Origin of the sequence: Streptomyces sp. A3M-1-3, from assembly GCF_024213665.1 — a bacterium.
Lineage (GTDB): Bacteria > Actinomycetota > Actinomycetes > Streptomycetales > Streptomycetaceae > Streptomyces.
Window position 1 is genome coordinate 275,050 of sequence record NZ_JANAVP010000006.1, and the last position, 12,382, is coordinate 287,431.

Genomic DNA, 12,382 nt, shown 5'->3' on the forward strand with positions numbered 1-12,382 from the left:
AGACTGGATCCCAGCCGCCAGCAGCCGGGCGGGGCCATCGAAGGGAACGCGTTGAACAGCAGTAAGCACACGGAGCTGGCGAACCATGCCTGGACCGTCGCCGATCTCCTGCGCGGTGACTACAAGCAGTCCGACTACGGAAAGGTCATCCTGCCGTTCACCGTGCTGCGCCGCCTGGAGTGCGTCCTGGAGCCGACGCGCGAAAAGGTCGTCGATGTCGTCGCCGAGCTCGAAGGCCAGGACATCGACAAGGGACGCTTCCTGCGCCGGGCATCGGGCCACACCTTCTACAACACGACGTCCCTCACGTTGAAGAGGATCGCCCACGACCCGCAGAACGCCGCGAAGAACCTCCAGATCTACGTTGCGGGGTTCTCCGACAACGCCCGCGAGGTCCTGGACAAGTACGAGTTCAACCAGCAGATCAAGAAGCTGGACTCGGCGAAGCTGCTGTACGACGTCATCGGCCGGTTCACCGACCTGGACCTGCGCCCCGAGGTCGTGCCCAACCACAACATGGGTTACATCTTCGAGGAGTTGATCCGCCGCTTCGCCGAGCAGTCGAACGAGACCGCGGGTGAACACTTCACCCCGCGCGAGGTCATCAAGCTGATGGTCAACCTCCTCGTAGCGCCGGATGCGGACGCGCTGACCCTGCCCGGCTCAGTACGTACGGTGATGGACCCGGCCTGCGGCACGGGCGGCATGCTCAGTGCGGCCGAAGACCACATCAAGTCGCTCAATGAGAACGCCCGGGTGAAGGTGTACGGGCAGGAGCTCAACCCCGAGTCGTGGGCGATCTGCCGTTCCGACCTCATGATCAAGGGTCAGGATCCGGAGAACATCGCCTTCGGCAACTCCTTCTCCGAGGACGGTCATTCGCGCGAGAGGTTCGACTACCTTCTCGCCAACCCGCCGTTCGGCGTGGACTGGAAGAAGGTCAAGGACGACGTCGAGGCGGAGTACGAGACGCTGGGCGACTCCGGCCGCTTCGGCGCGGGTCTGCCGCGTATCAACGACGGCTCGCTGCTCTTCCTGCAGCACATGCTCGCGAAGATGAAGCCGGTGGATGTGAACGGTGGGGGCGGCTCGCGCGTGGCCATCGTCTTCAACGGCTCGCCGCTGTTCACGGGCGCCGCCGAGTCCGGCGAGTCCAACATCCGCCGCTGGATCCTGGAGAACGACTGGCTTGAGGCGATCGTCGCCCTCCCGGACCAGCTCTTCTACAACACCGGCATCTCCACATACTTCTGGATCCTGACGAACAGGAAGTCCGCCGACCACAAGGGCAAGGTCGTCCTGCTGGATGCGCGTGGCTACTGGCTGAAGATGCGCAAATCGCTGGGTGACAAGCGCAAGGAGCTGGGCGACGGGACGGGCAACCGCCCGAACCACATCGGCGACATTACGAGGCTGTACGGGGAGGCGCTGCACGTCGCCGCCGATCCGGAGCATGCGGAGCACGGCAAGGTGAAGGTCTTCAGGAACGAGGACTTCGGCTACCACCGCATCACGGTGGAGCGCCCGTTGAAGCTGCGCTTCGAGCTGACGGACGAGACCCTGGCGGCGCTCATCGCCTCCAAGCCGGTCCAGAAGTGGGCCGAGGAACGGGTGCTTCCGCAGCACCCGGAACTGGCCGCGGTGGTCAAGGCCCGCCGCAAGCTGACGGACGAAGAGGCGGCGCGGGTCCAGGAGCTGCTGGACGCTGAGGCTGCACTCTTCGCGGACGCGTTGCGGCCGTTGGTCGGTTCGACGTGGCCGACGAAGTCGGACGCGACGGTCGCGCTCAAGGGCGCGGTGGTCGACGCCGGCCTGCTGTGGCCGACGGGCACGCCGTTCGCGAAGGCAGTCAGGGACACGGTCGGGGTTCGTGACCCCGAGGGCGAGATCCAGAAGCTCAAGGGTGGTGCCCCCGAACCGGACACGGAGCTGCGCGACTACGAGAACGTCCCGCTGGATGAGGACGTGGAGGCCTACCTCAAGCGCGAGGTCCACCCGCACGTCCCGGACGCGTGGATCGACCACGCGAAGACGAAGGTCGGCTACGAGATTCCGTTCACCCGTCACTTCTACGTGTACGAGCCGCCGAGGCCGCTGGCGGAGATCGACGCGGAACTGAAGTCGCTTGAGGCAGAGATCCAGGCGCTGCTGGGCGAGGTGACGGAATGACGTTCACTGCTGATCATTGGATCTCCAGCGCCCCATCTCGTTGGACGCGGGGACGCATCAAGAACCTCATCTCTTCGGCAACAAACGGCACTTGGGGAAATGATCCTGTCGGGGACGAGAACGACGTCCGGTGCATTCGCGCGGCGGACTTCGAACGTGTTGGACGGCGGGCGAAGGTTGATAGCGCCCCCTTGCGGAGCATCGATCCATCGTCGCTACGACAGCATCGTCTATTGCCCGGCGACCTGATTCTGGAGAAGTCAGGAGGAGGCGAAAAGCAACCCGTTGGCATGGCCGTCCTATTCGACGGCCAGGAGACGGCAGTGGTTTCCAACTTCTGTGCGCGCGTTACTCCGGCCCCAGGAGTCGACTCACGCTTCCTCACCTACCTGTTCTCTGCTGCATACGGGCAAGGGCTGACGCAGAGCGCCATCAAGCAGACCACTGGCATCCAGAACCTGGACGCTGCGGCACTACTCGCCTCGAAGTGGGCATACCCGGGCGTGGAGGAGCAGCGCCGCATCGCCGACTTCCTAGATGCCGAGACCACCAAGCTGGCTCGAATCGAACTCCTATCCAATAAACTCTCGTCCCTCCTTGGCGATCGGCAGGCGTCACTGCTGTCGAATTGCTTCTCATCACGCACCACAGGGACCGAAGGCGCGCTTGAGGTCGATCTTCCCTTGCGGCGTGTCGTGAACCGATGGATCGACTATCGCGGGGCAACGCCCGAGAAAACCGAATCCGGGGTCCCCCTGGTCACCGCCAAGAACATTCGCAATGGGAAGATCGACATGACTTCAAGTCGCGAGTACATTGCCGAAGGTGCCTACAATGAATGGATGCGTCGCGGGCTACCTAGACGCGGCGACGTATTGCTGACCACCGAGGCTCCGCTCGGACAGGTAGCAATGATCGATAATCCGGGGGTAGCACTTGCACAGCGCGTAATCCTACTCAGGGCCGATCAGGAATTCTGCACTCCGGAATGGCTCTACTGGTATCTGCGTTCACCGCAGGGCCAGGCTGAGCTAGAATTGCGAGCCACCGGATCGACTGCCTTGGGGATCAAGGCCGACAGGCTTCGGGAAGTACCCATTCCTGTTGTGAAACCGGAGAACGCGAAGAAACGCTTGGCGCAGTTGCAGATCCAGGTGTCTCAGATCGAATCCCTGCAGGCTGAGTTGTCACGACAACGACTGCTGATTGCCGAACGCCGCCACGCCCTGATCACCGCAGCTGTAACCAGCCACATCGACGTATCCACAGCCTCGGGCCGAGGAGTAACGGACGGAGTGCTGTCATGAGCCCCATCCACACGGAGTCCGCCTTTGGCGACGCCATAGTCGCCTCGATGAGCGAACGCGGCTGGCGCGAGGCGAAGCCGCAGGACTACCGGGCCGAACTCGGCCTCGACACGAACGAGTTGTTCACCTTCATCGGTGAGACCCAGATCCACGAGTGGAACGACCTCGTCGACACTTACTACCACGGGGACCCGAACGACGCGCAGCGCGGTTTCGCCAAGCGGCTCGGTCAGGCGCTCGCCGATCCCAAGCGCGGTGTCATCGACGTGCTGCGCAACGGGGTCAAGGACCAGGGCGTCCTGATCCGGGTTGCCTACTTCAAGCCGAACCTGGTCGCGGACGACTCCGTGCTCGACGGCTACCGAGCCAACCGCCTCACCGTCGTACGAGAGCTGAAGTACGCGACCAAGCAAGCCGGCCGGGACAACCGGCTCGACCTGACCCTGTTTCTGAACGGCATCCCACTCGCCACCGCCGAGTTGAAGAACCCGCTGACCCGGCAGGGGGTGGAGGAGGCCAAGGCGCAGTACCGCACCGACCGCGACCCCACCGAGCTGATCTTCCAGCACCGCGTGGTCGCGAACTTCGCGGTCGACCCGGACCTGGTCTTCGTCACCACGCGTCTGCGCGGCGACAAGACTCACTTCTTGCCCTTCAACACCGGTTCCGAGGGCCCCGGCCAGGCGGGCGGTGCGGGAAATCCGGCTCCGAGTGCGCCGGGCATGTACTCCACCTCGTACCTGTGGGAGCAGGTGTGGCAGCGGGACAACTGGCTCGACCTGCTCCACCGGTTCGTGCACGTCCACAAGGAGAAGACTCCGGGCGGCGGCCGCACCAAGAAGACGATCTTCCCGCGCTACCAGCAGTGGGACGCCGTCAAGAAGCTCACCGCGCACGCCGCCACGTACGGCGCCGGGCACAACTACCTGGTCATGGCCTCGGCCGGCTCGGGCAAGTCGAACACCATCGGCTGGCTCGCCCACCGCCTCAGCGATCTGCACACCCCCACCGATCCGCGCGAGCTGGCCACCGAGGCGCTCGCCAACGGCGTACGGCCGGGGGTGCCGGTCTTCGACAAGGTCATCGTCATCACCGACCGCCGCAACCTCGACTCCCAGCTCCGGGAGACGATCGGCGGCTTCTCGCAGACCGAGGGCCTCGTCGTGAAGATCGACGAACAGTACGGGGCGAAGGGCGCACAGCTGGCGAAGGCCCTGTCGCGTGACACCGGCAAGATCGTCACCGTGACCCTGCACTCCTTCCCGGCGCTGCTGGACTACCTCAAGCGCAACCCCACCGAGATCCAGGGCTCCAACTTCGCGATCATCGTGGACGAGGCGCACTCCTCGCAGTCCGGCGGCGCCGCCACCGACGTACGGAAAGCCTTGCGCGGCCTCGGTCTTGACGCCGACTCCGACGACGCGGGGTCCACGGAAACGCAGGCCGGGGATCCTGCGCTCACCCTCGAAGAACAGTTGGAGCGCGAGGCCAAGAACCGCTCCATGGCCGCGAACCTCTCCTACTTCGCGTTCACCGCCACCCCCAAGGACAAGACCCTCCAGCTCTTCGGCACGCTTCAGGACGTCGGCGGCGAGGCGAAGTACCGGCCGTTCCACACGTACTCGATGCGGCAGGCCATCGAGGAGGGCTTCATCCTCGATCCGCTGCGCAACTACGTCACGTACGAGACGTACTGGAAGCTCGTCAACAAGAACCCCGACGAGGTGGAGGTCGACCCGACCAAGGCAAACCCGCTGCTCGCCCGGTACGCGCTGACGCACGAGTACACCGTCGCCCAGCACGCGCAGGTGATCGTCGAGCACTTCGTCACGCACACCCGCGGCCGGCTCGGCGGGCGCGCCAAGTCGATGGTGGTGACTGCCTCCCGGCAGTCCGCCGTGCAGATGGCCCGCGCGATCAAGAGCTATATCGCAGACCGCGGGTACGACGCCAAGTACCCGGACCTCGGCGTCCTCGTCGCCTTCTCCGGCTCACTCACCATCGACGACGAGGAGACGACCGAGCCGAAGGAGAACGGCGGCCTGTCGGAGAGCGCGCTGCCGAAGGCGTTCGCGTATACCCGCGCCGACGACAAGGCGACCCTCCCCCAGACTTCGTCCGGGGGGACCCCCATCTCGCTTCGCTCGGGCGGTAAAGGCCAGCAGGAGTACCGGATCCTGGTCGTCGCGGAGAAGTACCAGACCGGCTTCGACCAGCCGCTCCTGACGACGATGTACGTCAACAAGACGCTGACCGGTATCGCCGCCGTGCAGACCCTGTCCCGGCTCAACCGGACCGCCGAACGCAAGGCGCAGGCGGACCTCGCCGTCCTTGACTTCGTCAACAAGGCCGAGGACATCCAGGAAGCCTTCCGTCCGTACTTCGAGGAGGCGATGACCCTTCCCTCCGACCCGAACCTCCTCTACCAGGCGCAGAGCCGGGTCATGTCCGCGCCGATCCTCACGGCCAAGGAGATGGACGAGTTCGCCGCGGCGTACTTCGCCGCCCAGGAGAAGGCGGCCGGCTCGCAGGCCAAGTGGGAGAAGCTGCACGCCGAGCTGTACCGGCTGCTCTCCCCCGCCGTCGCCCGCTTCACCGCTCTCCAGGAGAGCGAGGACGAGGACGACCAGCAGACCGCCGAGGACTTCCGCGCCGACCTCAACGACTACGTCCGCAAGTACGGCTTCCTCGCGCAGATCGTCCCCTACCAGGACGCCGAGCTGGAGCGGCTGCACCTCTACGGCCGGCACCTGCTCAACCGGCTGCCGCGCAGGGCGGACGGCGGTGTCGACATAGGAGAGGTCGACCTCAGCCACCTCCGGGTGGAGCAGACCGGCGAGCACGACGTCAGCCTCACCCCCGAGGGTCCGACCACCATGCCGGGCTTCGGCGACGGATCTGGCGGGGCGAAGGAGCCGGAGAAGTCCCTGCTGTCCGAGCTGATCGACAGGTTCAACAGCAAGTTCGGCACCGACTTCACCGAGCAGGACCTGCTGCCCGCCTTCAACGCGGCCGTCGCGGATTCCGAGGTGCGGCGCGTCGCCGTCGTCAACGACGAGGCGAACTTCGGCGAAGTCTTCGACGAGGTCTTCGCCGACAAGGTGGAGGAGCATGTGGGCCTCATCACCGACCTCGGCAAGCGGTACTTCGCCCCGGACAAGGGCTTCCAGTCCTCCCTCAACCGCAGCGCCCGCCGCGCGGCGTGGCGGATGATCCGCCGCGAGGAGGGCGTGGACGACGCGGCGTAACGGCCTACGGCCCGTATGCACGCGTGGGACCTGCCGCCGGTGGTGCGCGGCAGGTCCCACGGAGTTGCGTACGGCTCAGGCCGGTCGGCCGGCGGCCAGCCCGACAAACCCGGCCCACGCGTGGGGGGAGACGGTCAGGACCGGTCCGGCGGGGACCTTCGAGTCCCGGATGTGTACGGCTCCAGTGGCGTTGGCCACCTCCACGCACTCACCGCCCTCACCACTGCTGTAACTGCTCTTGAACCAGGCGACCTCGACGCACTCACCGCCCTCAGCACCGCTGTAACTGCTCTTGAACCAAGCCGACTCCGGCACAGTCGGCACAGGCTTCCGGTTGGTCATCTCTCTCCCAGCAGTTTCTCGACGAAGGCCAGCGATTCACGCGGAGTCAGCGCCTGGGCCCGAAGGATTCCGTACTGCTCCTCGATCTCCCTGACCGCCGACCTGTCGGTGTGAAGGCTGCTGTCCCGCTGAACCTCAACGTAGGCCATCCTCCGCCCGTCGCGGTTCTCGATCAAGGTGAACGGACCGGCCAGACCGCAGTGTTCCGTGCGCTCGTTGGGCATGATCTGGACCTCCACGTTGCGGCGATGCCCATGGAGCATGATCTGCTCAGTCTGGCCCTTGAATGCCGCCCAACCGCCGATGGGCCGTCGAAGCACCGACTCCTCAATCACGAAACTCAGGGTCGGCATCGGCCTGCGCGAGAAGATCTCCTGCCGGGCCAGCCGGGCTGTTACTCGCTGCTCGACCGTGTCCTCGTCGAGCAGCGGGCGCCGCATGCCGAACACGGCGCGCGCGTACTCCTCGGTCTGCAGCAGGCCGGGGACCGCATGGGCTGCGTACACGTGGAGCGCGACCGCCTCCGCCTCCAACCGCGCCATGTCCCGGAAGAACGCCGGGTACTGCGCGCGCCCCACCTCCTCCTTCAGCGCCTTGAGCACACCCCCCGCGTCCAGCACCTCGTCCGCCCGGTCGATGAACCTCGGCGGCGGGATTCGCCGTCCCTGCTCAAACGACGCAACGGACTGCCCCGCGTAGCCCACGCGTTTCCCGAACTCGGGCCGCTCCAGCCCCGCTCTGACCCGCAGCAGCTTCAACTGCCGTCCGAACGCGGTCACCACGCCCGATCCCGGTTCATCCTCCGGCCGGGGCCCGGCGTCATCCCGTACGCCCTGCTCGCCCTGCTGATCCTGTTCCATCGGTTCCGAAGAGTCCATCGGCCCCGCCTCCCGACCCGCGCCACGTACACACCGCACGCCGTCGCGTACAACGAACACCCGACGGCGCGTCACCACTGGTCACGCTACGCCACCAACGGGAGCGTTGGAGCCATGACCAGTGAGACCGACTCCCCCACCCGCATCACCCAACCCACCACTCCCACCCACCACTTCGCCATGCGCTTCAGCTCCACCCCACGCGGCGCGAGGCTCGCCCGACGCCTCGCCGGGCAGCGGCTCGACGCCTGGGGCATCCCGTACGACAGCGACGCGCACGACGCCCTCACGCTGATCGTCGCCGAGCTCGCGGCCAACGCCGTCCGGCACGGCCGGGTCCCCGGCCGCGACTTCCGCCTCGCCCTCGCCCTCGCTCTGGCCGCCGCCTCGGACACCGCGACCGTACGTGTCGAAGTCACCGACACCCGTACCGAACGCGTCCCCGCCCTCGCGGCGCCCGCCCCCGACCGCGACAGCGGCCGCGGCCTGCTCCTCGTGGAGTGCCTGGCCACCCGCTGGGCCTGGCACCCGCGCGCGGACGGCCCCGGCAAGACGGTCTGGGCGGAGTACGTCCTGCCGACGGGAGCGTGACGCCACGCCGCCCACCGAGCTTGTAGTACTTTGTACTACATGGAGACGACCGCGCGTGAGTTCAATCAGAACGCCTCAAGGATCCTTGCCGCCGCCGAACGCGGCGAGCGCATCACGGTGACCAAGAACGGACGGCCGGTCGCCATACTGTCGCCGGTGGGCGACCAGGACGTCGCCCCGTACCCGACGGACCCCATGGGCGAAGACGATGAGGCCCCGGTGTTCCGCGGTGGCTCCGCCGTGGACTGGGCTGCGGGACGCGGCGAGTACCTGCAGGGGTTCGGCGCGTGACCGTTCTGATCGCCGGCACATCGGGGCTGTACGCGTACTACGACGGAAGCGACCCGGATCACCAGCGGTGCCGTAAGGCAGTGGCCGCCGCCGCCCATCTGGTGGTGTCGCCGCTGGTGCTGGCGGAGCTCGACTATCTGCTGAGCACGCGGATCAGCCCCGAGGCCGCGCACGGGGCGCTGGCTCACCTGCGCGACCGCGTCGCCGTCCGGCGGTACGCGGTGCCCGAGATCGAGTCCCATCTTTCGACGGCTCTGGTGACGATGAGGCGGTATCCACAGATCGGCATCACGGACACGATGAACGTGGTCATGGCCTCCGAGTACCGGACAGACGCGATCCTGACCCTGGACCGTCGGCACTTCCGGATGGTGCGCCCCCTGACCGGGCACACGGCGTTCCGTCTGTGGCCCGACGATCACTGAGGTCCTTCGGAGCGCTGTCGGCCCCCGCTCGTCCGCCGGCCGTGAAGCCGGCCGGCGGCTGACCGGTCGCCGCGACCGCTGGACGGAAGATCGACGCAGCGGCCACACTTGACCCCGGACCGTGACTGTTCATCACGTACACGCGTACAACCGGGGGCAAGGTGCCGCAGCAGGTGATCTCTGGCCGTTACGAACTCCTGGAGCAGTTCAACGAGGGCGGCATGGGCGTCGTATGGCGCGGCTATGACGCCGTCCTCGACCGGCCCGTCGCCGTGAAGGTCATCCGGCAGGCGTCGATCACCTCCCCGCAGCTGGCCGAGGAGTTCGCCAAGCGGTTCCGCCGCGAGGCCCGTATCACCGCGCGCATCCAGCACCCCGGCGTGCCGCAGGTGTACGACGCGGTCCTCGACGAGTCGTACGAGCGGCTGTTCCTGGTGATGGAGCTCGTCGACGGCATGTCGCTGTCCGCCTACCTCCACCCCGACCATCCCCTGCCCATCAGCTGGGCGGCCGCCGTCGCCGCGCAGGTCGCGACCGTGCTGTCGTACGCGCACGAAGTGCCGGTGATCCACCGTGATCTCAAGCCGGGGAACATCCTCGTGGCCCGCGACGGCACCGTGAAGGTCCTCGACTTCGGCATCGCGGCGATCCTGCGCACCGACGTCACCAAGCTGACCGCGACCGGAAGCCCCATCGGCACCTACCAGTACATGTCGCCCGAGCAGGTCCGGGGCGGGCGCATCACCCCGCAGACCGACCTGTACGCGCTCGGGTGCGTCCTGCACGAACTCCTCGGCGGGCGGGTCGTGTTCACGGCGGAGAGCGAGTACCTGCTGATGTTCCAGCACGTCAACGCCGCCCCGACCCCGCTGCGGCAGCTGCGGCCCGACGTCCCCGAGGCGCTGGAGGAGCTGGTGCTGCACCTGCTGCGCAAGGCCCCCGAGCAGCGGCCCGCCGACACGCAGGAGGTGTACGAGCGGCTGCTGCCGTTCCTGCCGCCGCCCGGCCAGGAGCCCACCGCGGCCGAGGCCGGACCGGCCGGCGTACCCGACCCGACGGGCCTGTTCCGTCACCCCTACGCGCCCCGCGCCCGCACCCGGGCACCGGCGGCCGGGAGTCCCGCGCCCGCCGGCCCCGCCCCGCAGGCCGCGCCGGTACCTGTCCCCGCCCAGCTGCGCCAGGACATCAAGGAGGCGTACGACCATTCCGGCGCCCTCCTGGACGAGGAGCGCTTCGCGCAGGCCGCCGAGGTGCTCAGCGAGGTCATCGAACCCGCCGCCCTCGCCCTCGGCTCCGAGAGCAAGCCGGTCCTGGCACTGCGCCGCCAGCGCGCCGCGATCCGCCTCCTCGGTGGCGACTACCGGGCCGCCCTGCCCGAGTTCGACAGCCTCGCCGACGCGTACGCCCGTATCACCGGCCCCACCGGCGAGCAGGCCCGTGCCTGCCGCGCCCAGGCCGCCCGCTGCCGCGCCGAACTGGGCCAGGTCACCGACGCGCTCGCCGCGCTCCAGGGCGTACTGAACGTCGTACGGACCCTCGACAGCGACGTCAGCGAGGAGGCCGTCGAGCTGCGGCACAACATCGGAATGCTGCTGCTCGCGCAGGGAAGGGCCGGCGAGGCACAGCAGATTCTCGAACCGCTGCATCAGGACCTGTGCGTGCTGTTCGGCCCCGAGGACGAGGTGAGCGTAGAGATCGCCGACGCTCTCGCCGTGATCCGCCTCGGGCTCGACGGCGACGGCGACGGTTCCGGCGACGACGCCGGATGAGCGACGCGTCGCCGCCGCACCCGACCGGCCGCTGTACTCCAAGGTCTCCGACGGCGACCTGACCCCCTCGGCATCGACGAGAGCACCCTTCGCCAGGCCGCGCCCTCACCCGCAAGGAACAGCTGGAGGTCTTCGCGCCCTACTTCCCGCAGGACCAGCGGGAGGTGCTGGAGTACCCCGCCGAGGGCTTCACCATGGACCTCCACCCCTCCCAGCACAAGGTGGCCTACCGAGCCAACTACTCCGGACCGGCCCATGTGACCGGCGGCCCGGGCACCGGCAAGACTGTCGTCGCCCTGCACCGCGTACGACACCTGCTCGCGTTCCTGCGCGAGCGGGTGGACATCACCAACGTGGACGCCCTGGCCGGCCGGCCCGTCTCCAGCACGAGACGGACCCGATGTCCGAACGCTGCCTGCTCTTCGTGGCCTGTACTCGGGCGCGGGACAGCCTAGCCCTCTCGTGGTCGGGGCAGCCGAGCCCGTTCCTGACGGAGGCGGACACCACGGCCTGAGCGCTCAGCGGCTCCCACACTGCAGGGTGTAGAACGAGTAGTACGCTGCTTGCATGGGTGACATCAGGGAAGTCCCGCTCCGGGAGCTCAATCAGCAGACCTCGCGCATCATGGCCCGCGTCGAGGCCGGGGAGACAGTGACCATCACCAAGGACGGCATCCCGATAGGGGACATCGTTCCCCGCGGCTCCCGCATGGGACGGCCTTCGTATCCGTTCCGGACCGATCCGATGGGCCCCCTGGACCTTCCCGACCTCGGCGGACCCGTACTCACCGATGCCGAGATCGACGAGACGCTTCGGGGCATCGGGGCGATCGATGACTGAGATCCCGGTCGCGATCGCAGACACAAATGCCCTGTACCGCCTTTTCACACCCAAGGACCCACGTCATTCGGCGCACCGCGAGGCTCTCGCCCACACGGGACACCTCATCGTTTCGCCCATGATCCTCACCGAACTCGATTACCTGCTCACCATCCGGATCGGCGTCGGCGCATCGATGAACGCTCTCGACTTCATCGCACGGCAGGTGGAGGCGCGGCGCTTCGAAGTGCCCGAAGCGGCACCTCATCTGCGCAGCGCCATGGCGGTCATGCGCGGATGCGAAGACGCGGACGGAGGACGGGGGGTGGGGCTGGCGGACGCGATGAACGTCGTGCTTGCGGCCGCCTTCCAGACCGCGGACATGTTCACGACTGACCGGCACTTCCGGATGATGCGGCCGCTCACGGCGCACGGAGCCTTCAGACTGCTGCCCGACGACCTCTGACCGTCGGTTCATGGGGGTCCGCGAGATGCCCGCGATGGGCTCGCGCCACACCGGGCCGGGCGGGCCGGGCCAGTCGA

11 protein-coding genes and 1 pseudogene are annotated in these 12,382 nt (G+C 67.5%); 10 read left to right on the forward strand and 2 right to left on the reverse strand.

Annotated elements, in window-relative coordinates:
- The first annotated feature begins 51 nt into the window (after nucleotides 1-51).
- The 3 genes from NLX86_RS09740 to NLX86_RS09750 are packed head-to-tail and all read left to right on the forward strand — an operon-like array spanning nucleotide 52 to nucleotide 6,724.
- Nucleotides 52-2,169, forward strand: a complete 2,118-nt coding sequence (locus NLX86_RS09740) for a class I SAM-dependent DNA methyltransferase (RefSeq protein WP_254371199.1) — start codon at nucleotides 52-54, stop codon at nucleotides 2,167-2,169.
- Entirely contained in the window at nucleotides 2,166-3,476 is a 1,311-nt protein-coding gene (locus NLX86_RS09745; RefSeq protein ID WP_254371200.1) for a restriction endonuclease subunit S, read from the forward strand. Before NLX86_RS09740 ends, NLX86_RS09745 begins: the two co-directional genes overlap by 4 nt.
- Nucleotides 3,473-6,724 carry a type I restriction endonuclease subunit R gene (locus tag NLX86_RS09750; RefSeq protein WP_254371201.1) on the forward strand — a complete coding sequence of 1,084 codons (3,252 nt, stop codon included), beginning with the start codon at nucleotides 3,473-3,475 and terminating at the stop codon, nucleotides 6,722-6,724. Before NLX86_RS09745 ends, NLX86_RS09750 begins: the two co-directional genes overlap by 4 nt.
- 75 nt (nucleotides 6,725-6,799) lie before the next feature.
- On the opposite strand, the gene NLX86_RS09755 is transcribed toward NLX86_RS09750, so the two are convergent.
- Together NLX86_RS09755 and NLX86_RS09760 are read right to left on the reverse strand one after the other, a co-directional pair.
- Nucleotides 6,800-7,066 carry a DUF397 domain-containing protein gene (locus tag NLX86_RS09755; RefSeq protein WP_254371202.1) on the reverse strand — a complete coding sequence of 89 codons (267 nt, stop codon included), beginning with the start codon at nucleotides 7,064-7,066 and terminating at the stop codon, nucleotides 6,800-6,802.
- Nucleotides 7,063-7,926 (reverse strand): helix-turn-helix transcriptional regulator, encoded by an 864-nt coding sequence (locus NLX86_RS09760; protein ID WP_254371240.1) that lies wholly within the window; start codon nucleotides 7,924-7,926, stop codon nucleotides 7,063-7,065. Before NLX86_RS09760 ends, NLX86_RS09755 begins: the two co-directional genes overlap by 4 nt.
- Before the next feature lie 132 nt (nucleotides 7,927-8,058).
- On the opposite strand from NLX86_RS09760, the gene NLX86_RS09765 reads away from it, so the two are divergent.
- From NLX86_RS09765 to NLX86_RS09795, 7 genes and pseudogenes are all read left to right on the forward strand, one after another.
- Nucleotides 8,059-8,535: an ATP-binding protein gene (locus tag NLX86_RS09765; RefSeq protein ID WP_254371203.1), complete on the forward strand. Its 477-nt coding sequence runs from the start codon at nucleotides 8,059-8,061 to the stop codon at nucleotides 8,533-8,535.
- Between the two features lie 39 nt (nucleotides 8,536-8,574).
- Complete coding sequence (locus NLX86_RS09770) at nucleotides 8,575-8,826, forward strand: type II toxin-antitoxin system Phd/YefM family antitoxin (protein WP_254371204.1); 252 nt, start codon at nucleotides 8,575-8,577, stop codon at nucleotides 8,824-8,826.
- On the forward strand, nucleotides 8,823-9,251 hold the full coding sequence (locus tag NLX86_RS09775; RefSeq protein ID WP_254371205.1) for a PIN domain-containing protein: 429 nt from the start codon (nucleotides 8,823-8,825) through the stop codon (nucleotides 9,249-9,251). The genes NLX86_RS09770 and NLX86_RS09775 overlap by 4 nt, the downstream gene beginning before the upstream one ends.
- 161 nt (nucleotides 9,252-9,412) lie before the next feature.
- A complete protein-coding gene (locus tag NLX86_RS09780; protein WP_254371206.1) occupies nucleotides 9,413-11,020 on the forward strand; it encodes a serine/threonine-protein kinase in 1,608 nt (535 codons plus the stop codon).
- Nucleotides 10,992-11,415 (forward strand): annotated as a pseudogene (locus tag NLX86_RS34690) (hypothetical protein); the annotation flags it as partial. The gene NLX86_RS09780 and the pseudogene NLX86_RS34690, both read left to right, overlap by 29 nt.
- Before the next feature lie 172 nt (nucleotides 11,416-11,587).
- Nucleotides 11,588-11,860, forward strand: a complete 273-nt coding sequence (locus NLX86_RS09790) for a type II toxin-antitoxin system Phd/YefM family antitoxin (protein WP_254371207.1) — start codon at nucleotides 11,588-11,590, stop codon at nucleotides 11,858-11,860.
- Nucleotides 11,853-12,305 (forward strand): PIN domain-containing protein, encoded by a 453-nt coding sequence (locus NLX86_RS09795; protein WP_254371208.1) that lies wholly within the window; start codon nucleotides 11,853-11,855, stop codon nucleotides 12,303-12,305. Before NLX86_RS09790 ends, NLX86_RS09795 begins: the two co-directional genes overlap by 8 nt.
- Nucleotides 12,306-12,382: the final 77 nt, after the last annotated feature.